Here is a 20,765-nt window from a genome sequence, read left to right on the forward strand (position 1 = left end):
ATATAAATTATTCACCTTTCAAAAAGCTTTTACGTGAGTATCTTTTATTAATGATGAGAAGATCAAGAACGAGAGTGCAGTCACTCTTTTATTTTTTTAATTATAGAAAGATATATTTGTTGAGAATTGCAAGAAAAATATATTATGATCTCAAATCTCTCATAAATATGGTATTTATGGGTCATTAGAGCGCCTATTTTAAAATAAATTTTTTATTTTGGAGATGTTTCTCTCATTATTCTCTTGTAGCAATAAAAGCCTGTTCTTATATACGAGGCAGCAAGGCTTGTTGCGACTTGCAGTTTATTGTTATTTTATTGTTGCTTGAAGCAATATACGGGCTTTAGGTGTTATGAGGAGCTATCTTAAAAAGATGCTTTATGAAGGTTGAGGTAGCTTGCTGAATGGAGATTATAATATGGCAAAAGTAATTGGTATTGATTTGGGGACAACAAACTCTTGTGTGGCTGTCATGGACGGCAAAAACGCAAAAGTTATCGAAAACTCAGAAGGAGCGCGAACAACACCTTCCGTTGTTGCCTTTACTGATGGGGGGGAGCGGCTTGTTGGGCAGCCTGCTAAACGGCAGGCGGTGACAAATCCTGAAGGGACAGTTTTTGCAGTTAAACGTTTGATAGGGCGCCGTTTTGATGACCCTATGGTTGAAAAAGACAAAGCACTTGTGCCTTATAAAATTGTTAAAGGTGACAATGGTGATGCATGGGTTGAAGAAGCGGGTAAGAAATATTCTCCATCGCAAATTTCAGCTATGATTTTGCAAAAGATGAAGGAAACAGCAGAATCTTATCTTGGTGAAAAAGTTGAACAAGCCGTTATTACGGTTCCTGCTTATTTTAATGATGCACAACGTCAAGCGACTAAAGATGCGGGTAAAATTGCTGGACTTGAAGTTTTACGGATTATTAATGAGCCAACTGCTGCTGCTTTAGCTTATGGTTTGGACAAAAAAGACGGAAAAACAATAGCTGTTTACGATCTTGGTGGTGGTACATTTGATATTTCAGTACTTGAAATTGGAGATGGTGTTTTTGAAGTTAAATCAACCAATGGAGATACGTTTTTAGGGGGTGAAGACTTTGATATGCGTTTGGTTGGTTATTTTGCAGATGAATTCAAAAAAGAGCAAGGAATTGATCTGAAAAATGATAAACTCGCTTTACAGCGCTTAAAAGAAGCGGCAGAAAAAGCAAAAATAGAGCTTTCTTCGTCGCAGCAAACAGAAATCAATTTACCATTTATCACGGCAGATCAATCAGGTCCCAAGCACTTAACAATGAAATTGACTCGGGCAAAATTTGAATCTCTAGTTGACGATTTAGTGCAGCGTACCATCGAGCCTTGTAAAGCTGCGTTGAAAGATGCTGGATTAAAGGCCGGTGAGATTGACGAAGTTGTTTTAGTGGGTGGTATGACACGTATGCCCAAGATTCAGCAAGTCGTGCAAAGCTTCTTTGGTAAGGATCCACACAAAGGCGTTAATCCTGATGAAGTTGTTGCAATGGGTGCTGCCATTCAAGGGGGTGTATTGCAAGGCGATGTCAAAGACGTGTTGCTTCTAGATGTAACACCTTTATCTTTGGGTATTGAAACCTTGGGTGGGGTTTTCACACGCCTCATTGAGCGTAATACCACTATCCCAACGAAAAAATCGCAAGTTTTTTCGACAGCTGATGATAATCAGAGTGCTGTGACTATTCGTGTTTTCCAAGGTGAACGGGAAATGGCGAGTGATAATAAGCTATTGGCTCAATTTGATCTTGTTGGTATTCCTCCAGCACCGCGTGGTATACCTCAAATTGAAGTTACTTTTGATATTGATGCGAATGGTATTGTTAATGTTTCGGCCAAAGATAAGGGAACTGGTAAAGAACATCAAATTCGTATTCAGGCATCAGGTGGTTTAAGTGATGCTGATATTGAAAAAATGGTACAGGATGCGGAAGAGCATGCAGCTGAGGATAAAAAACGCCGTGAAGGTGTTGAAGCCAGAAATCAAGCGGAAGCTCTTATTCATTCAACTGAAAAGTCACTCAGTGAATATGGCGATAAAGTATCAGCTGAAGAAAAAGGACAGATTGAAACAGCAATATCTGATTTGAAATCTGCGCTTGAAGGCAGTGATACTGAAGAAGTAACAACAAAGATGCAAAAATTAGCTGAAGTCAGTATGAAGCTTGGACAGGCTATGTATGAAGCTTCACAAGCAGCGAGCGCTGACACTGAAACAGAAGCAAAGAATGATGATGTCGTTGATGCTGATTTTGAAGAAGTTAATGATAAGAAGAAATAGTGTCGGCATATGTGTTGATTAATTTATAAACCCGGCCTTTGAAATATAAGGCTGGGCTTTATTATTTGAGTGAGTTGCAACTTTGTTGCTAAAAATATACATTAAAAGCAATCTTATCCATAAAGATGGATGACAGAGAAATTATCAGGAATACATGATGAAGGTTGACTATTATGAAATTCTTGGCGTGACTCGTGACTGTGATGATAAAAAGTTGAAATCTGCTTTTCGTAAGTTGGCAATGCAATATCATCCTGATCGCAACGCTGGGGATAAAGAGGCAGAGCGAAAATTCAAAGAAATTGGCGAAGCCTACGAAGTCCTTAAAGATCCCCAAAAGCGTGCTGCTTATGATCGATTTGGTCATGCGGCTTTTGAAAATAGCGGTAGTCAAGGAGGAGCAAATCCCTTTGGAGGTTTTGCTGCGGGTGGTGGATTTGCTGATATTTTTGAAGATTTTTTTGGCGAAATTATGGGAGGTGCGCACCGTAAGCGTGGTGATGGTCGCGAACGTGGTGCAGATCTGAGTTATAATATGGAAATAACCTTAGAAGAGGTATTTTCAGGAAAAACTGCAGAAATTACTATTCCCAGTTCTGTTACATGCGATGCTTGTGAGGGATCAGGAGCGAGAAAGGGCTCTAAGCCGCAAGTTTGTGGAACATGTCATGGATCTGGTCGTGTGCGTGCTGCACAAGGTTTCTTTTCTATTGAGCGAACATGTCCTTCATGTCATGGACGTGGTGAAACTATTACGGATCCATGCCCAAAATGTCATGGGAAACGACGCATAGAGAAAAAACGTTCATTGAGCGTGAATGTTCCAGCTGGTATTGAAGATGGAACGCGTATTCGCCTTTCTGGTGAGGGTGATGCTGGTATTCGTGGTGGCCCCAATGGTGATCTTTATATTTTCCTTTCCGTTAAACCGCATGAGTTTTTTCAGCGAGAAGGAGCCGATCTTCACTGTCGTGTTCCTATTTCAATGGTAACAGCTGCTTTAGGAGGAGAGTTTGAAGTTTCCGATCTTGATGGCGTTAAAGCGCGTGTTAAGATCCCAGAAGGAACGCAAAATGGACGTCAATTCCGCCTTAAAGGCAAGGGTATGCCCATGTTGCGTCGGCAGCAAGCAAGGGGTGACCTTTACATCCATGTCACGATTGAGACACCACAGAAATTAACGCAAGAGCAACGTGAACTATTGCAAAAATTTGAAAAACTTTCAAATCATGAGAATTCACCGCAATCACATGGCTTTTTTTCACGTATGAAAGAATTTTTTGAAAATATTTCTGGTTAAAATATATGAATGTTTTCAGAATAAATTAGAAAAAACTTTTGGAAAGTTATTTTAATTAAGCTTTCTGTAGTCTTGTAATTTTTGAAAAACATTTTTTATCTTGAAAAGATAAAGAGAGAAACGATTAATTTAGAGTAAGTTCCTGCCGCTGATAGTTTTTTACATTTCACGAGTTTTATGGATAAGTCTTATTTTTGAGTGTCTATGATATTTTAAAAAGGGCTTATCTGTAAGAAGGGTGCAATTGAGTAACTGATTTCCAGTGTCATGATAACTGCTTTTATGCATTCAGCATTTTTTGTATTTATTGTTTTACTCAAAATTCCTATACTAAAACTGTAAAATAGGTAGTAGCTTGCCAAGAAACGCTAAATAAGCTGTTAGGCAAACCATCTTATTTCAAATAAAGCATCAACTTTTTATAACCGATTTTATTTTTGGCATTTTGATAGTCTTAGCTACTGTCTCTCTTTAAAAAGGCAAATAAGGGGTATTTTATTCGGAATAGCTTTTACATGCCTCATACCAGCTTCATTTTCTTTTAGATTACGGATTTTGTTTTGTATTTCTGGTGTCATAAAATACTTCTTCCAGATAATAAAAAAACGCTATAACCAGATTTATTTTGTTCCAAAGAAATTATGAAATGGGATAATGCATGTTGAATACTAAAGAAGACATAACAAAATATGTCTTGAGATGCTTGATGCATCTCTCTTTTGGAGAAACAGATTCCATGGAATTCACCTAGTTGAACTTATCGGCATGATAAAATTTGGTGGGGAGAAAAAAGAAAAAATAAATACAACAAAAAATGGCACGATATATTTAAAAAATAACACATTAAAAGAATTAAAAATTCTAAAAGACATTGAATAATCCAAGCATGTATTGCTGTGCAGAAAGAAAAACTTAATGACAGATCATGAAAATGAGAAATTTTATAAAATCTTACGAAGAGAGTAATCTAAACAATTAAATGCTTTTATGAAGATGCCTCTGAAGAGCTATTCGCAATAAAGTCACAATATATGATAATTTTGCAAAGCATTTTTTCGATTTTACGATATAAAAAGATAAATTATTATTATAAATCAATCCCTTATGATTCTCCATAAGGAGCGTTCAATTGACATTTTCTCATGTTTAATGATTGAGAAAAAGTCAAATTTTTAAAACCAAATTTATAGTTTATTGAGATAAGCTATAAAGCGGTTGAGTGATTTCTTATCTTGGCAATATGTTAATTTTATTATTATAAGAAATTTTGTTTTATCTTACAAAATCAATGGTTGTATATATTCCTATTCATTGTTAAGTATCCATAGGGATAAACTAATGAGTTGAATGTACGGCGTAGCTTCAAAATTTGGCTTTTCAATCTTATATATAAGATCATAAAATAATGACGTTTTTTTACGTCTATTTTGTTTAATTTTTCGCTGTCAATTTTTAAAGGAAGTTTTTTGTATTTCATTTCGCTATTCCTTTTTCATAATTTAGAGGAAAATTGACGATTTTTAGGGGGGGGGGATAGAGTAAGGCTTTGTTTTATTGTTTTCACTTTTCCTAAATTTCATTAAGAGGTGGTAAAAAGTGATGAGGAGGCTCTATTGATGGATGATGCTAAAAACGGCGCTGTAGATGTTTTGGAAAAACAAGCAGCATTTTTATCGTCTGCTTTACCATATATGCAAAAATACGAAAATGAAACGGTTGTGGTAAAATATGGCGGTCATGCTATGGGTGATCCTGCCTTGGGGCGAGCATTTGCGCGTGACATTGCTCTATTAAAGCAATCGGGGATTAATCCTGTTGTTGTTCATGGTGGAGGACCTCAAATTGCTGAAATTTTAATGAAAATGGGGATTGAATCACGATTTGAAAACGGATTACGGGTAACTGATGAGCGGATCGTTGAAGTCGTTGAAATGGTTTTGGCTGGTTCCATAAACAAAGAAATTGTTGCTCTCATCAATGCAGAGGGTGAATGGGCAATAGGATTATGTGGCAAGGATGGCAATATGGTTTTTGCCGAAAAGGCTTATAAAACTGTCATTGATCCTGATTCGCATATTGAACGTGTTTTAGATTTGGGTTTTGTTGGCGAGCCTGTTGAAGTTGATCGCACATTGCTAGATCTTTTAGCATGTTCTGAAATGATACCAGTTCTTGCTCCTGTGGCTCCAGGACGCGATGGTAAAACTTATAATATTAATGCTGATATTTTTGCTGGAGCTATTGCTGGTGCATTAGAGGCTAAACGCCTTTTATTTCTCACTGATGTTCCTGGTGTTTTGGACAAACATGGTAAACTTTTAAAAGAATTGACTGTTTCTGAAGCTGAAAAATTTATTAAAAATAGAATAATTTCAGGAGGCATGATTCCAAAAGTAGAGACTTGTATAAAAGCCCTTCAAAACGGCGTGGAAGGTGTTGCCATTTTAAATGGCAAAACTCCTCATTCTGTTTTACTAGAGCTGTTTACCGAACAGGGAGTTGGAACGCTTATTGTTTCATAAATTGTAAGGAAAATTGGAAGAGAAAGTTTTTCATGACGAATATAAAACAGTTTAAATATCCTTTATTAAGTAAGCCAGAATTAGCAATATTTACCGCGACAATATTGTGGGGCATTACATTTTTAGTCATTCATATTGCGGTACGCTATAGCGGTCCTCTGTTTTTTGTTGGATTTCGTTTTATTGTTGCATCTCTTATATGTGGGGTAGTTTTTTGGCGTTCTATAAAAGGTATAACTGTTTATGAAGTTTTCGCTGGGATGGCGATTGGTTTAGCCATGTTTTTTGGTTATGCTTTTCAAGCAGCTGGACTTCAAACAATTATTAGTAGTCAGTCGGCTTTTATTACAGCGCTTTATGTGCCTATGGTTCCAATCTTGCAATGGATTGTTTTTAAAAAACCTCCTCGTTTTGCTTGTTGGGTTGGTATTGTTTTCGCTTTTATAGGGCTTGTACTTATTTCAGGACAAAAGCCGGGAAATTTTGATTTTTCAAAAGGCGAAATTTTGACTTTGTTAGGTGCTTTAGCGATTGCTGGAGAAGTCATACTTATTGGAATTTTTGCCAATAAGGTTGATAGTCGGCGTGTGACCATTATACAGTTATTTTTTAGTGGTTTTTTTTCATTTGCTTGTATGCCTTTGATGGGTGAAAGCATCCCTGAATTTTCGTGGGTGTGGTTTAATATTGGTATAGGATTGGCATTAATGAGTGCCATCATTCAATTAGCTATGAATTGGGCACAAAAGTCCATTTCCCCTACGCGTGCGACACTCATTTACGCAGGTGAACCGGTATGGGCTGGTATTGTTGGGCGTTTGGCTGGAGAACATTTATCTCCCTTAGCTTTATTGGGCGGTTTGCTTATTCTGATTGGGATCATTGTGGCTGAATTACAACCTTCACAATGGCGTAAAAAAAATAAAGCAATTAAAAAAAATGATTAGCTATGCACCCTTCTAGTATGATTTTATTGCATGAAATTTTTGCTTGTAGAGTTTTCATTTTTGAAGCTTTTTTAATATGAAGATAAGGAGGCTTTATAAGCTATTTCAGCTTTTGTATAGCAAATTGGAGCAATAATATTTATCTGTTTGCCTAACTTCTGAAACGGGAAGACAACCTTCATTGAACCAAAGCATGAGGTGATATAAAGGTAAAAATTAACGCCCCTCGTTACGATCATTTTTAAATTCGGCTTTACAACTTTCAAAAACACCTACGGTAATGTTTTTGCATAACGAAAATTATGCATTATTGCACGTTATTCCTTTTGTTCTTCACGGGATCACGCTTTTCACGTAAAATAGAACGCCTAAAGCAGCCTCCCATAATGTTATATATTAACGCGTTTTTTAAAAAGATAATTTTCTCAATATGTATCATATTCATTAACGGTCCGCGTGAAGTATATAAAAACCACAAAGCATCATTGTTTACTTAAAATAAAAGGCACTAGCATTTTCTTTGTCCGTTCTCAATATTACGACAGCCTTTGGCATTTGAAAAAGAGAGAGGCATTTTTACTCATTTCTTAAACGTTTTTATCTATATACTAGCCCTGTTTTATGATGGGGAAGCAAAAAATTTGATTGATTCACTATGAGAAGATTTAAAATGAGAGGGGCTCGCGATATTCATGTTGTTTTATATAAGATTACTAAAAAAGCAGATTATTGCGTATAAATAAAAAAGCATTTCTTGCGAATTTTATTGCAAGCCCAAGTGATATATACGCCCATCATGTAAATGTTATAACACATTGATTTATAATGCTAGTATAGCATTATTCATATTGAATTAGAACCCTGAATACTGTAAAACTTTCTCACTTCAAATCGTTTTCATGTTAAATCAATCCAAATCTACTTGCTTACACGTCACAAGCGGGCGGGCCATGTGGGTAAAAACTGTAAAAGAAAGGCATATCTCTTATAAACTTTTTCACGTGTAAAGGATCGTCGCAACATTGGATATTGGCAAGGTGTGATGGTACCGGCTTATCCAGTATATGAGTCATCAAATAAGATGTGAAAAGATTATTTTAGCACCCTTGGATTTAATTTAGCAAATAAAAACCTCATTTTTTAGGTTATGAAAAATTGTGTTTTGAGAAGCTTTTTAGGTTTATATTCTTTTGATAGAAGCCGGAGCATAATTGGTCTTTGCGTTTTTTGTTATTCTTTGCTAAATCGCCTTATATGACAATAGATCGTAATTATATTCGTAATTTTTCCATCGTGGCGCATATTGATCACGGAAAATCCACTTTAGCTGATCGTTTGATTCAAATAACAGGTGGGCTTGATACACGTGAGATGAAAGAACAAGTACTCGATTCCATGGATATTGAGCGTGAACGTGGAATTACTATTAAAGCACAAACGGTACGTTTACACTATAAGGCAAAGAATGGCGAAACCTATATTTTAAATCTTATGGATACACCTGGTCATGTGGATTTTGCTTATGAGGTTTCGCGTTCATTGGCAGCTTGTGAAGGTTCTCTGTTGGTGGTGGATGCAAGCCAAGGCGTAGAGGCGCAGACGTTAGCAAATGTTTATCAAGCCATTGATAATTCCCATGAGTTGGTCGTTGTGCTCAATAAAGTTGATCTTCCAGCAGCAGAACCTGAGCGTGTTAAAGAACAAATTGAAGATGTGATAGGCATTGATACATCTCAAGCAGTAGAAATATCAGCAAAAACAGGCTTAGGTGTTCCTGATGTTTTGGAGGCAATTGTTACACAATTACCACCTCCCCATACAGGCGATGTTGCAAATCCCTTGAAAGCAATGTTGGTTGATAGCTGGTATGATGCATATCTTGGTGTCATTGTTTTGGTACGGGTGATAGATGGCATTTTAAAAAAAGGCCAAACCATTCGTATGATGGGTACAGGAGCAAAATATCCAGTTGAGCGCGTTGGGGTGTTTACACCTAAAATGGTACAGGTTGATGAGTTAGGACCAGGCGAGATTGGTTTTATCACGGCCTCTATCAAAGAGGTAGCAGATACACGGGTTGGGGATACGATTACTGAAGAGCGTCGTCCTTGTGAAAATGCTTTGCCTGGTTTTAAGCCGGCGCAACCAGTTGTCTTTTGTGGTCTTTTTCCAATTGATGCTGCCGATTTTGATGATTTGCGTGCAGCCATGGGCAAATTACGCTTAAATGATGCGAGTTTTTCTTTTGAAATGGAAACGTCTGCGGCTTTGGGATTTGGTTTTCGCTGTGGCTTTTTGGGACTTCTTCATCTTGAAATTATCCAAGAGCGATTAGAGCGTGAGTTTAATTTGGATTTAATCGCGACAGCACCTTCGGTTGTTTATCGCATGAATATGAATGATGGTTCTGTTAAAGAGTTGCACAATCCAGCGGATATGCCTGATGTGGTTAAAATTTCTTCCATTGAAGAACCATGGATTCGGGCGACAATCATGACTCCTGATAATTATCTTGGGTCAATTTTAGAACTATGCCAAGAGCGGCGGGGGGTACAGGTTGGTTTGTCCTATGTTGGAACCCGTGCTATGGTAACGTATGATTTACCACTGAATGAAGTTGTTTTTGATTTTTATGATCGGCTAAAGTCAATCTCAAAGGGTTATGCTTCTTTTGATTATCAGATGACCGATTATGCGGAGGGGGATTTAGTTAAAATGTCTATTTTGGTAAATGGAGAGTCTATTGATGCATTGTCTATGCTTGTGCACCGCACGATTGCAGAAAAGCGCGGGCGTTCCATGTGTGAAAAACTGAAAGATCTTATTCCCCAGCATATGTTTCAGATTCCAGTTCAAGCGGCTATTGGTGGTAAAGTTATAGCGCGCGAAACAATTCGTGCTTTGCGTAAAGATGTAACAGCGAAATGTTACGGGGGCGATGTCACGCGTAAGCGCAAACTTTTGGAAAAACAAAAAGAAGGCAAAAAGCGGATGCGCCAATTTGGAAAAGTAGAAATTCCACAATCGGCATTTATTCAAGCGCTCAAAATGAACAAATAATGAAAAAAGGAGTATTGTCTCTCATTGATTGTGCTTTTGCTTTTGTCGATTGGTTCAGATGCTTAAAGAACACTTTTAAATAGAATTGCGCGGTGCTTCATATTTTTGTGTATTGCGTAATGGTGTCATGCTTCTCACGTAAAAAAGAATGCTTTAAATGAAATACATTTATGGTGCATATTGGCGTGCTTGTTTTAGTGAATCATCACTCAATGCATCAAATTCCATTTCACAATGGGGGCTGTGAAAAATATAAAGTAACATATACTATGAATGATATAAAATCCATTTGGCATCACTGTTTTTACGCGTCATAAAGGTGTAAAGCGCCCCCATCATACTCTTTTCTAGCTCAAAATATTATGACAATCCTTATCACTTAAGAGAATTCATTAAAGGTATTTTTACTCTTTTCTTAAAGTGCTTCTTACCCACACACCAACTGCATTTGTAATGTGCAAGGGAATGATAGTGACTGATTCACTATGAAAGAATTTGAAGTGAGGGAATCTTTGTATTCGAGGTTATTATTCAAGTTAAAAAACGATGAAATATTATTATGAATTAATCTTGTGTCTAAGAACGTAAAAGATCGTTAATGGATGTTTTTTCTCGCGTTTTTTGATCAACGCGTTTTACGATAACAGCACAATAAAGGCTTGGTCCTGCTTCACCATTTGGTAAAGGTTTTCCAGGGAGAGAACCTGGTACAACCACTGAATAGGCTGGTACTTCACCGATAAAAATTTCACCTGTTGTACGATCAATAATCTTTGTAGATTTTCCAATAAAGACTCCCATTCCCAAAACAGCACCTTCACGGATAATACAGCCTTCAACAATTTCAGAGCGAGCACCGATAAAGCAATGATCTTCAATGATCGTTGGATTTGCTTGCAGTGGCTCCAAAACACCTCCAATACCAACACCGCCAGAAAGATGGACATGTTTACCAATTTGTGCACAAGAACCAACGGTGGTCCATGTATCAACCATTGTGCCCTCATCGATAAAAGCACCAAGATTGACAAAGGATGGCATCAATATAACGTTGGGTGCAATGTAAGCAGAATGACGTACAATGGCTCCAGGAACGGAACGGAAATCAGCTTTTTTAAAGTCAACTTCTTGCCAACCAGAGAATTTTGAAGGAACTTTATCCCACCAATATGTTCCATTTATCCCACCGGCAATAATTTGCATAGGATTGAGCCGAAAAGAGAGAAGGACGGCTTTTTTCAACCATTGGTGAATATGCCATTGTCCATTTTTTTGGCGTTCCGCTACACGGACTTCACCTTTGTCAAGAAGGTTCAATGCATGTTCGACACTCTCACGGATTTCGCCTTTTGTGGTAGTATCGATAGAATCGCGATCGTCAAAAGCTTGTTCGATAATAATTTCAAGTTGTGTGGTATGGGTCATGACGAGAGTTCCGTTAAACAAGTTGAAGCTTCAAGATTTATTCTCTATGAACTACGCGAAGAAAAGTGTTCAGTCAATAAAACGATGAAGAAGTAGGACAAGTGCATGAAAAAAAATTGTAAAGAAAAAAGAAAAGCAGAGCAAGAAAACTGGACACCACTTCTCCATACGAAGGATGCTCTACAACAAATACATAAAATCTCTAATTCAGCACAAATGCGTTCGTCTACTTATCGTTTAGCCTATATCGATCAAGATTTTATGATGCGTCCAGAGCTGCGCTCACAACGTATTGGTCTTGAATTTTTAAAGCCGGAAATAACCCTTAAAGAATATGATATTCAATCAACAGTTGTTTTGTTTGGTGGTGCGCGTATTCCTGAACCTGGGCAAGCAGCGTGGGCTGCAAAAAATGAAATACAAAAGAAAAATTTGCATGCTATGTCACATTATTACGATGAAGCAAGAGAGTTTGCGCGTTTGTGCTCACTTTATTCTGCTACGACAGAATATCGTGAATTTGTGGTTGTTACGGGGGGCGGACCAGGAATCATGGAGGCGGGAAATCGTGGTGCTTGTGATGTTGGTGCCCCAACGATTGGCTTGAATATTATTTTACCACATGAGCAAGAGCCTAATTCGTATGTGTCGCCGCATTTGTGTTTCAATTTTCATTATTTGGGGATGCGCAAAATGCATTTTTTAGTACGAGCGAAAGCATTAGTTGTTTTTCCTGGAGGATTTGGGACTCTGGATGAACTGTTTGAGACGTTAACTTTAGTACAGACGGGGCGTATGAAACAGGTACCAATTTTATTGTTTGGCAAAGAATTTTGGAGCAATACTATCAATTTTGAGTATCTGTCTGAACAAGGTACAATTTCTCCTACTGATGTTAATTATATGAAATTTGTCAATACAGCAGCAGAAGCTTTTGAAGAAATTCGTTCTTTTTATAAACTGCCTTAAAGACTTTTAAGACGTTCATTCTTGAAGGATAATTAGTACTCTACTTTGGTTAAATAAAGTCCTGAAGGAGGAGCAACAACACCACAACGTTTACGATCTTTAGCATGAAGAGCTGCTTCGAGATCTTGAGCTGTCCAACGTCCAACACCCACTTCCATGAGGCTTCCTGCGAATGAACGGATTTGATGATGAAGAAAAGAACGAGCTTGCGCATAAAGGAAAATTTCTTCACCTTCTCTTTGAATATCAAGGCGTTCAAGGGTGCGAATAGGGCTTTTGGCTTGGCAATGTGCTGAACGGAAAGTGGTAAAATCATGTTTTCCTACAAGCTTTTGAGCAGCTTCATGCATGGCTTCAGCATTAAGAGGCTTTGGCAACCACCACACGCGTTTGGCATTTAAGGCTGGTGGAGAGCGACGATTAAGTATTTTAAAAAGATAATGGCGTTTGGTTGCGGAAAATCGTGCATCAAAGTCATCAGGGACATTTTGTACGTTTAAGACTGAAATTGCTTCTCCTTGTTTACGTAAAAGAGCATTGAGCGCATCACGTACAGTATGGGGATGCCAGTTTTTTATGAAATCAACATGCGCAACTTGTCCCGTAGCGTGTACTCCTGCATCGGTTCTTCCTGCTGTTGTTATAGTCAATTGTTGTCTACTAAAGGAAAAGATTGCCTGTTCAAGAGCTCCTTGTATAGTGAGAAGTTTTGCTTGACGCTGCCAACCAGCATAATTTGAGCCATCATATTCAAGAGTGAGTTTAAAACGTGGCATCTTAAAAAACAGCAGAAATATGAGCGCCTCGCAAAAAGGCTGCGCTTTCAAGGACTTTACCGCCAGATCTTTGGAGAGAGGTTATTTCTATCCGTCCTTGCCCACAATGGATAATCAAAGAACTTGGTTCTATCCGTCCAATTTCAAGAGAAGGACCTGTTGTTAAACGACTATCAAGAATTTTTACACGTTCTTCTCGTCCCCCAATATTCATGTTGCACCAGCAACCAGGAGAGGGAGAGAGCGCACGGATATGCCTATGAATAAACTCTGCAGGTTTTGTCCAATCAATGCGGGTTTCTTCCTTTTTGATTTTGTCAGCATAGGTAACGCCTTCCTCTGATTGTGGGGTCAGTTTAAGTTGTCCTTTTTCAAGAGTTGATAAAGTTTCTACCATAAGTTCTGCGCCAATATGTGAAAGTCTGTTTGAAAGCTCAGCAGTGGTGGTGTTATCAGTAATGGGGATGGAGCGAAAAAGAGCGATAGGTCCGGTATCAAGTCCTTCATCCATTTTCATGATCATGATACCTGTTTCTTTATCACCAGCCATAATTGCTCGTTGAATAGGCGCAGCACCACGCCAACGTGGTAAGAGTGAAGCGTGGGCATTAAAACAACCAAAACGCGGCGTTTCGAGAATAGCTTTGGGTAAAAGGAGTCCATAAGCCACCACAATAGCAGCATCAACAGAAAGTGCTGCAAATTGCTCCTGTTGTTCGATTGTTTTGAGTGTTTGAGGCGTGAAGACAGGAATGGCCTTTTCTTTTGCTACGTTGTGAACAGCTGAGGGGATTAATTTAAGTCCTCGACGTCCTGCTGGGCGAGGGGGTTGACTATAAACAGCAACAACATCATGACCTGCATCCAATAAAGCATGTAAAATAGGAACAGAAAAATCTGGTGTTCCCATAAAACTTAATCGTAAAGCCATTACAAAACTGCTTCCTGCATGTTTTTTTCTTTTGCGCGTTTTTTAAATTTTCGTATTACCATATCGCGTTTGATCTTTGAAATGTAATCAATAAAAAGGCGCCCATCTAAATGATCAATTTCATGCTGCAAGCAAGTTGCTAAGAGATCGTCTGCTTCAATTTCTGTTTGTTTTCCTTCACGGTTCTGATAGCGAACACGAAGGCGTTTAGGACGTTCAACCTCTGCAAAATAATCAGGAATAGAAAGACAACCTTCTTTGTAAATATTACGCTCATCTGAAAGCCATAAAATTTCAGGGTTGATAATAACAAATGGCTTTTTCTGCTCATCTTCAGAATTTCCAGAGACATCTATAACCAACATACGTAGCGGTATACCAATTTGAATAGCAGCAAGACCAACGCCCTTAGCATTATACATGGTTTCCAACATATCATCCGCAAGTTTTTGGAGAGCTGAATCGACCTGCTCAACAGGTTTGGACACTTCCCGTAAAATCGGATCAGGTAAAGTAACTAAAGATCTCATTGGCATAAGTAGAGATTAATCAATGGTTTGTTATTGGTCAATATTGAATAATGGATTCTTGCGTTTTTTTACAACAAGAGCGTTATATTACAATTTATGTTTGATTCGTTTTTTTCCATATTCGCTGGTGAGTTTTTTTCTAAACTAATGCTTTTGCTTTTATTTATACTTGTCTGTTTGGCATTTTTTATGTTGATACATTCTCATCGAAAAAAAGCATTTTTGGAAAATGAAATTGCTGAACGCGCACGTGAGGCACAAATGCAGATGGCTACCTTGCTGAAAACACAAGCTGAAATGCAAGGGCGAATGCAAACGATGGCGGAAATTTTTGGTCAACGGCAGGCTGAATTGAATAAATCACTCAGTGAGCAACTCAATGGGATGACAACAAGCTTGGGCCAAACACTTCAGGTACAGACCAAATCCACTTATGAAAATTTGAATCGTTTGCAAGAGCGTTTAGCAGTGATTGATGCGGCACAAAATAATATTCAATCGCTTACGGGACAAGTTGTTCAGTTGCAGTCCATTTTAAGCAATAAGCAGACACGTGGTACTTTCGGTCAGGGGCGAATGGAAGCCATTATTGCCGATGCCTTACCAACAAATGCTTATGCTTTTCAGGCTGTTCTTTCCAATGGAAAGCGCCCAGATTGTCTCATTCATATGCCCAATAAAGCCCCTTCTCTTGTTGTTGATGCTAAATTCCCTCTGGAGGCTTGGAATGCTATGCGTAAGGCAGAATCAGCACAAGAGCGTCAAGAGGCAGAACGCCAATTTCGTACCGATATGGAAGTCCATATTCGTGATATTGCACAAAAATATTTGATTCCTGGAGAAACCCATGACACTGCTTTCCTTTTTGTGCCATCCGAATCGATTTTTGCAACAATTTATGAGGACTTTGAGGCATTGGTACAAAAATCCAATAGAGCCCATGTGATTATTGTTTCACCATCTTTGTTGATGCTCTCTGTCCAAGTGGTACAAACCATTATGAAAGATGCACGGATGCGTGAACAAGCGCATTTAATTCAATCAGAAGTAGCAAAATTGATGGAAGATTTTGGACGAATGGATATGCGTGTTCGCGCACTACAGAAGCACTTTCACAAAGCAGGTGAAGATATAGAGGGAATTTTGATATCGTCCTCCAAAATTATGAAACGGGCAAATCGCATTGAAACTGTTGAATTAAAAGAAAATTACTCTGAACCAACAAAAATGACAACATTGGCTCAGTCGCAAACATTGCGTTTTGCTGATGAGGAATAAAGCAAAGAAAGCTTCTTAAATATCACAAGTCAGAACATGTTCTTTATTGATTGGTAATACTTTTTTAGTATCTCTATCTTGTTTTATTTCTTAAACGAGAGGAATAGGGATATGCGACACCTTTTGTTTTTAGGGGCACTGGTGTTTCTGCTAGATGGATGTGCAACAACTACTCCCATACACACAAACAATGCTTGTGCTATTTTAGCACAAAAAAATGGTTTTTTTGATAATTGGGGTAAGGTGTCTCAAAGAGCAGAAATGCGCTACGGAATTCCTATGCCGATTATTCTTGCAACTATTAAGATGGAATCGAGCTTTCGTCACAATGCACGTCCTCCACGCAAGAAACTACTTGGTTTTATTCCATGGAAGCGTCAATCGACAGCTTATGGTTATTCTCAAGCGCTTGACAGTACATGGGCAATGTATCTTCGCTCTACGGGCAGATCTTTTGCATGGCGTACGAATTTTGCAGATTCTGCTGATTTTGTTGCTTGGTACCATCGCCAAAGTGTTCAACGCAATGGGGTGAGATTTGATGATGCATATAGCCTTTATTTAAATTATCATATGGGACATGGTGCTTATGCGCGTAGTGGCGGGCATGCCTCTGCTGCACTTTCACAGGCAGCACAGCGCATGGCAAGGATATCGAGGCTCTATGAACAGCAATTAAAGAGATGTGGATGGCGTTAGGGAAGATTTTTGAAAATCTCAATTAGGAAGTTGTTGTGGTAAAAGTATTTGAGAGCAAAATTTCTTATGGTGTGACAAGGGGCTGGATCATTTTTCCGATTGTCAAATGAAGTGAATTGTTATTTTTTAGAATAAACTCAAGAGACCGAAGCTTTTGCAATGCACAATATATTTGAGTGCACTTTCGATGTTTTGACTTCCTGTGTTTAAAAAATTTACAATGGAAACTATCTTCTATTTGGCGCTGGCATTTCGCACTGGGCTAAGTACTAGAGATTATTGAAGAAAAATTTTGAAATATAATATCATTTTTTATTTTCATTATGCGTATTACTGGCTGATTATTACATAAATATTTTCTTTGTTAAGCGTATAAAATAGTAATCAAAAAAATGCAATTCGAGCATCATATTAAAGTGAGAATCTCGAATGGCGTAGGGTTTTATCGTTTCAGATCTCTTGAGGTTGAATCAATAAAAAACATTGGCTTGCACATAACAAGTGCAATTGGCATGTGGATAAAAGCTGTGAAAGAAAAGACTAAAAATGTCTCTTACGAACATTCTCAAATGTAAGAATTATCGGAAACATTGGGAATTAGCACGTATAACGGTGGCGCCACTTTGCTCTCATACCTCAATCTTGCTTGTGACGTGCAAGGAAAAAATTAATTGATTCAATGTATTATTTAAGCATTAATATACCTTAGTATTGAGCAGGTAAATGCTACTCAAGGTAGGTAATTTTTTAATTGGCAGGACATCTGATCAGGCAAAAAATACTCGAAAAAAGTTTTGATTCGCAATAATTGAGAAGAATATTTTATTCTCTAATTTTTGTTTAGGTGCTTCGTACCTTTTAGATACCGATAATCAACATATTATGATTTTGTGGAAATATTGTGATATAAGAAATGCAAATTTTGTCTTTTAAAACAAGGCGTGAGTTAAACAGCTCATTTTCTGTTTCTGTGCAAAGCATAAAAAATTATCTACTTTCACAGTTACAACAGTAAAATTTTATAATCCAACAAATGATTAAAAATGTATTATAATATCATTAAAATGCAAGGAACAGGCGCTATTGGAATGATGATTAAATAGAACATAGACCTTTTAAATTGATGCACACATCCTTTATTTGATTCCCTTGATAGAACAGTTGGTCCTTTTGGTGGAGCTAAGCGGGATCGAACCGCTGACCTCTTGCATGCCATGCAAGCGCTCTCCCAGCTGAGCTATAGCCCCTATAAAAACAAATTTTCCCAAAAGGTAAAGTATACAATTCCAGCTTTTCTAGAACGATCAAAATTGAAGATCAAGAAGAATTTACATTCAATGGAAAAGATGTCCTCTTTTTACTTTTCTTAAGCATCGTCATCATTAGAAACACCACCTCCGAGAATATCAGTAACATCATCATCTTCGTCGTCACCATCATGAGACAAAAATGTATCATCATCATCACCAAGATCTACATCACTATCTTCTAAATCAGGAAGATCGTCATCTTTAGGATCCTCATCATCATCTTCAAGAAGCATAAAAGCAGATTTTTCAAGTGCTGTATCAAGCTCTTCAGTATCAACTTCTTCCTCATTGTTTGCTTCAGCTGCTGCAACTTCAAAGTAAGAACGTGGATAAGAAATTCCTGTATAGGGCGATACAATAGGATCGCGATTTAGATCGTAAAATTTTTTTCCTGTTTCTGGATCAACACGTTTAGTTCCAAGTTCTTGTTTTGCCATAAACCGTGCCTCTTTGATTATATTATTCCATTAAAAGATAGATTTTATGGTGCTTAATCGAAAAATAATGCCTTTGTCAAAGATAAATACACTGTTCCACAGTGATTTTTTCATGACGTCCTTTAAAGCATGTGCTAAAGGATGCACAATTTCATAAAAGTTAGATAGAATTAAATAGAATTTCCATGCAAAAAGCAATCCCTATAACTACCTATAAATCGAGTAGTCTCTCTGGAAAAATTCAAATACCAGGAGATAAATCAATCTCTCATCGCTCTCTTATATTGGGAGGATTAGCAAATGGTGAGACATATATTCATGGATTACTTGAAAGTGCTGATGTACTCAATACAGCTACTGCTATGCAAGCTATGGGGGCCTGTATTATTAAAAAAGATGACTTCTGGATCATACGAGGAACAGGGAATGGTTGCCTTTTAGCTGCACAAAAACCTTTAGACTTTGGAAACGCTGGAACAGGTGCTCGTTTGGTTATGGGAATGGTTGGTCCGTATCATATGAAAACAACCTTTATTGGTGATGCTTCTCTCTCTAAACGTCCAATGGGACGTATCCTTGATCCACTGCGTCTCATGGGGGTAGAAATTGAGGCAACGCACGACGATCACCTTCCTTTAACGCTTTATGGTCCAAAAATGGCCAATCCGATACGTTACCGTGTTCCAATAGCTTCCGCCCAAATTAAATCAGCAATCCTGCTTGCTGGACTTAATACCGCCGGCATTACAACTGTTATTGAACCAGTTCTGACACGAGATCATACGGAAAAAATGTTAAAAGCATTCGGTGCGCAACTTGAAATAGAAAAAGATAACGAAGGTGCGCGTTTGATTCATCTTAATGGTCAGCCCCATCTTACTGGGCAAACGATTCATATTCCGGGTGATCCTTCTTCTGCTGCTTTTCCAATTATCGCAGCCCTTCTTGTAGAAGACTCTGATATTACCATTGAAAATGTTTTGATAAATAATTCTCGAATAGGACTTATCGAAACATTATGGGAAATGGGTGCTCAAATTGAATTTTTGAATCGACGTCAAACAGGGGGAGAAGATGTTGCTGATTTACGGATAAAATCATCGGTCCTTAGAGGTGTTACGGTGCCCAAAGAACGCGCTCCATCGATGATTGATGAATATCCTGCTTTGGCAGTAGCAGCAGCCTTTGCAGAAGGCAAAACAGTGATGTTAGGAATTGAAGAATTGCGTGTAAAAGAATCAGATCGGCTGTCTGCTGTTGCTCAAGGACTCAAAGTTAATGGCGTAGACTGTGAAGAAGGTCAAGATTTTCTTATTGTTTATGGGAAAGGTTCTGCCAAAGGTTTGGGGGGTGGACATGTTTCCACACATCTTGATCATCGAATTGCTATGTGTTTTCTCATTTTTGGGCTTGTATCAGAGAAACCTGTTACCATCGATGATAAACGAATGATCGCTACGAGCTTTCCGGAATTTATTCCTTTTATAAAACAACTTGGGGGGAAAATCGCTTGAAGCCTTTTGTTATTGCCATTGACGGACCCGCAGCCTCAGGCAAAGGAACCTTAGCACGCAAAATTGCTGCACATTATCGTCTTCGCCATCTCGATACTGGTCTTACTTATCGTAGTGTTGCTCATACGCTTTTACAACAAAATTTAGCTCTTAATAATGAAAAAAATGCTATTATTTATGCTAAAGAACTTGATTTTAATACCTTAAATCCTGCTCTTCTTTCTTCTCATGAACTTGGTGAAGCGGCTTCAAAAATAGCGATTAACCCTTCTGTACGCAAAATTCTTGTCGAAAAACAACGCAACTTTGCTAAAGTTTTGCCCGGCTGTGTGCTTGATGGGCGTGATATCGGAACTATTGTTTGTCCTGATGCCGATATCAAGTTTTATGTTCTAGCCAATGTTCAAACACGCGCCAAACGTCGCTATCAGGAGATTTTAAAAAAAGGTGTTCAGGCAAATTATCATGAAATCCTAGCTCAACTTGAACAGCGCGACAGTCGCGATATAACGCGCAAACAAAGTCCACTAAAACCAGCAAAAAACGCCCACTTGCTTGATACGTCAGAATTGAGTATAGAAGCAACATTCGAAATTGCATGTAGTTTTATTGATCCAATCATAAAAATGCATATAATTGGATAAATTCGTTAAGGTGACTTCTAGCCTAGCGCTAACTTTTCTTCCTTTATTCAAGGAAAAAGGCTAAGGAGTTGCTTATGTTAACACTAACCTAGCGCTCATACCTTATAATACA

General features: G+C 38.0%; 15 protein-coding genes and 1 tRNA gene. 10 read left to right on the plus strand and 6 right to left on the minus strand.

The features are described 5' to 3' along the window. Nucleotides 1–418: 418 nt before the first annotated feature. The 5 genes from dnaK (at nt 419) to lepA (ending at nt 10,140) form a co-directional block, all read left to right on the plus strand. Nucleotides 419–2,311 carry a molecular chaperone DnaK gene (dnaK, locus tag ACFIKU_RS00540; protein WP_375619241.1) on the plus strand — a complete coding sequence of 631 codons (1,893 nt, stop codon included), beginning with the start codon at nt 419–421 and terminating at the stop codon, nt 2,309–2,311. 157 nt (nt 2,312–2,468) lie between these two features. After that, nucleotides 2,469–3,611, plus strand: a complete 1,143-nt coding sequence (dnaJ, locus tag ACFIKU_RS00545) for a molecular chaperone DnaJ (RefSeq protein WP_375656407.1) — start codon at nt 2,469–2,471, stop codon at nt 3,609–3,611. 1,616 nt (nt 3,612–5,227) lie between these two features. Continuing rightward, on the plus strand, nt 5,228–6,133 hold the full coding sequence (gene argB, locus ACFIKU_RS00550) for an acetylglutamate kinase (RefSeq protein WP_375656375.1): 906 nt from the start codon (nt 5,228–5,230) through the stop codon (nt 6,131–6,133). A gap of 32 nt (nt 6,134–6,165) precedes the next feature. Further along, nucleotides 6,166–7,080 (plus strand): DMT family transporter, encoded by a 915-nt coding sequence (locus tag ACFIKU_RS00555; protein ID WP_375641347.1) that lies wholly within the window; start codon nt 6,166–6,168, stop codon nt 7,078–7,080. A 1,254-nt stretch (nt 7,081–8,334) separates the two neighbouring features. Beyond that, complete coding sequence (gene lepA / locus ACFIKU_RS00560; protein ID WP_375641348.1) at nt 8,335–10,140, plus strand: translation elongation factor 4; 1,806 nt, start codon at nt 8,335–8,337, stop codon at nt 10,138–10,140. Between the two features lie 576 nt (nt 10,141–10,716). Here the strand turns inward: lepA and dapD are convergent. Then, nucleotides 10,717–11,565, minus strand: coding sequence for a 2,3,4,5-tetrahydropyridine-2,6-dicarboxylate N-succinyltransferase (dapD, locus tag ACFIKU_RS00565; RefSeq protein ID WP_375656376.1), 849 nt, complete (start codon nt 11,563–11,565; stop codon nt 10,717–10,719). A gap of 105 nt (nt 11,566–11,670) precedes the next feature. Between dapD and ACFIKU_RS00570 the strand changes: the two genes are divergently transcribed. After that, nucleotides 11,671–12,534 (plus strand): LOG family protein, encoded by an 864-nt coding sequence (locus ACFIKU_RS00570; RefSeq protein ID WP_273790239.1) that lies wholly within the window; start codon nt 11,671–11,673, stop codon nt 12,532–12,534. A 32-nt stretch (nt 12,535–12,566) separates the two neighbouring features. Here ACFIKU_RS00570 and truA read toward each other — a convergent pair whose 3' ends face one another. From truA to def, 3 genes are read right to left on the minus strand one after another with little or no spacing between them, the layout of a single operon-like run. Continuing rightward, nucleotides 12,567–13,310 (minus strand): tRNA pseudouridine(38-40) synthase TruA, encoded by a 744-nt coding sequence (gene truA / locus ACFIKU_RS00575; RefSeq protein WP_375641352.1) that lies wholly within the window; start codon nt 13,308–13,310, stop codon nt 12,567–12,569. 1 nt (nt 13,311) lies between these two features. Next, entirely contained in the window at nt 13,312–14,241 is a 930-nt protein-coding gene (gene fmt / locus ACFIKU_RS00580) for a methionyl-tRNA formyltransferase (protein WP_375656377.1), read from the minus strand. Continuing rightward, entirely contained in the window at nt 14,241–14,777 is a 537-nt protein-coding gene (gene def / locus ACFIKU_RS00585) for a peptide deformylase (RefSeq protein WP_375656378.1), read from the minus strand. Before def ends, fmt begins: the two co-directional genes overlap by 1 nt. A 90-nt stretch (nt 14,778–14,867) precedes the next feature. Here def and ACFIKU_RS00590 point away from each other — a divergent pair, with 90 nt between their 5' ends. After that, a complete protein-coding gene (locus ACFIKU_RS00590) occupies nt 14,868–16,049 on the plus strand; it encodes a DNA recombination protein RmuC (RefSeq protein WP_375656379.1) in 1,182 nt (393 codons plus the stop codon). A gap of 111 nt (nt 16,050–16,160) precedes the next feature. Next, nucleotides 16,161–16,748: a hypothetical protein gene (locus tag ACFIKU_RS00595; RefSeq protein ID WP_375641357.1), complete on the plus strand. Its 588-nt coding sequence runs from the start codon at nt 16,161–16,163 to the stop codon at nt 16,746–16,748. Between the two features lie 1,171 nt (nt 16,749–17,919). Here the strand turns inward: ACFIKU_RS00595 and ACFIKU_RS00600 are convergent. Both ACFIKU_RS00600 and ACFIKU_RS00605 read right to left on the minus strand, forming a co-directional pair. Then, nucleotides 17,920–17,995 (minus strand) — tRNA-Ala (locus ACFIKU_RS00600). A 119-nt stretch (nt 17,996–18,114) separates the two neighbouring features. Beyond that, entirely contained in the window at nt 18,115–18,495 is a 381-nt protein-coding gene (locus ACFIKU_RS00605; RefSeq protein WP_375641359.1) for a TIGR02300 family protein, read from the minus strand. Between the two features lie 185 nt (nt 18,496–18,680). On the opposite strand from ACFIKU_RS00605, the gene aroA reads away from it, so the two are divergent. Together aroA and cmk are read left to right on the plus strand one after the other, a co-directional pair. Beyond that, nucleotides 18,681–20,009, plus strand: coding sequence for a 3-phosphoshikimate 1-carboxyvinyltransferase (aroA, locus tag ACFIKU_RS00610; protein ID WP_375641360.1), 1,329 nt, complete (start codon nt 18,681–18,683; stop codon nt 20,007–20,009). Then, complete coding sequence (gene cmk, locus ACFIKU_RS00615; protein WP_375641362.1) at nt 20,006–20,653, plus strand: (d)CMP kinase; 648 nt, start codon at nt 20,006–20,008, stop codon at nt 20,651–20,653. Before aroA ends, cmk begins: the two co-directional genes overlap by 4 nt. Nucleotides 20,654–20,765: the final 112 nt, after the last annotated feature.

Origin of the sequence: Bartonella sp. CM120XJJH, from assembly GCF_042194715.1 — a bacterium.
Lineage (GTDB): Bacteria > Pseudomonadota > Alphaproteobacteria > Rhizobiales > Rhizobiaceae > Bartonella.

Coding starts and splice junctions, on each gene's coding strand:
- dnaK (WP_375619241.1), top strand. CDS start 419: ATGGCAAAAGTAATTGGTATTGATTTGGGGACAACAAACTCTTGTGTG.
- dnaJ (WP_375656407.1), top strand. CDS start 2,469: ATGAAGGTTGACTATTATGAAATTCTTGGCGTGACTCGTGACTGTGAT.
- argB (WP_375656375.1), top strand. CDS start 5,228: ATGGATGATGCTAAAAACGGCGCTGTAGATGTTTTGGAAAAACAAGCA.
- ACFIKU_RS00555 (WP_375641347.1), top strand. CDS start 6,166: ATGACGAATATAAAACAGTTTAAATATCCTTTATTAAGTAAGCCAGAA.
- lepA (WP_375641348.1), top strand. CDS start 8,335: ATGACAATAGATCGTAATTATATTCGTAATTTTTCCATCGTGGCGCAT.
- dapD (WP_375656376.1), bottom strand. CDS start 11,565: ATGACCCATACCACACAACTTGAAATTATTATCGAACAAGCTTTTGAC.
- ACFIKU_RS00570 (WP_273790239.1), top strand. CDS start 11,671: ATGAAAAAAAATTGTAAAGAAAAAAGAAAAGCAGAGCAAGAAAACTGG.
- truA (WP_375641352.1), bottom strand. CDS start 13,310: ATGCCACGTTTTAAACTCACTCTTGAATATGATGGCTCAAATTATGCT.
- fmt (WP_375656377.1), bottom strand. CDS start 14,241: ATGGCTTTACGATTAAGTTTTATGGGAACACCAGATTTTTCTGTTCCT.
- def (WP_375656378.1), bottom strand. CDS start 14,777: ATGCCAATGAGATCTTTAGTTACTTTACCTGATCCGATTTTACGGGAA.
- ACFIKU_RS00590 (WP_375656379.1), top strand. CDS start 14,868: ATGTTTGATTCGTTTTTTTCCATATTCGCTGGTGAGTTTTTTTCTAAA.
- ACFIKU_RS00595 (WP_375641357.1), top strand. CDS start 16,161: ATGCGACACCTTTTGTTTTTAGGGGCACTGGTGTTTCTGCTAGATGGA.
- ACFIKU_RS00605 (WP_375641359.1), bottom strand. CDS start 18,495: ATGGCAAAACAAGAACTTGGAACTAAACGTGTTGATCCAGAAACAGGA.
- aroA (WP_375641360.1), top strand. CDS start 18,681: ATGCAAAAAGCAATCCCTATAACTACCTATAAATCGAGTAGTCTCTCT.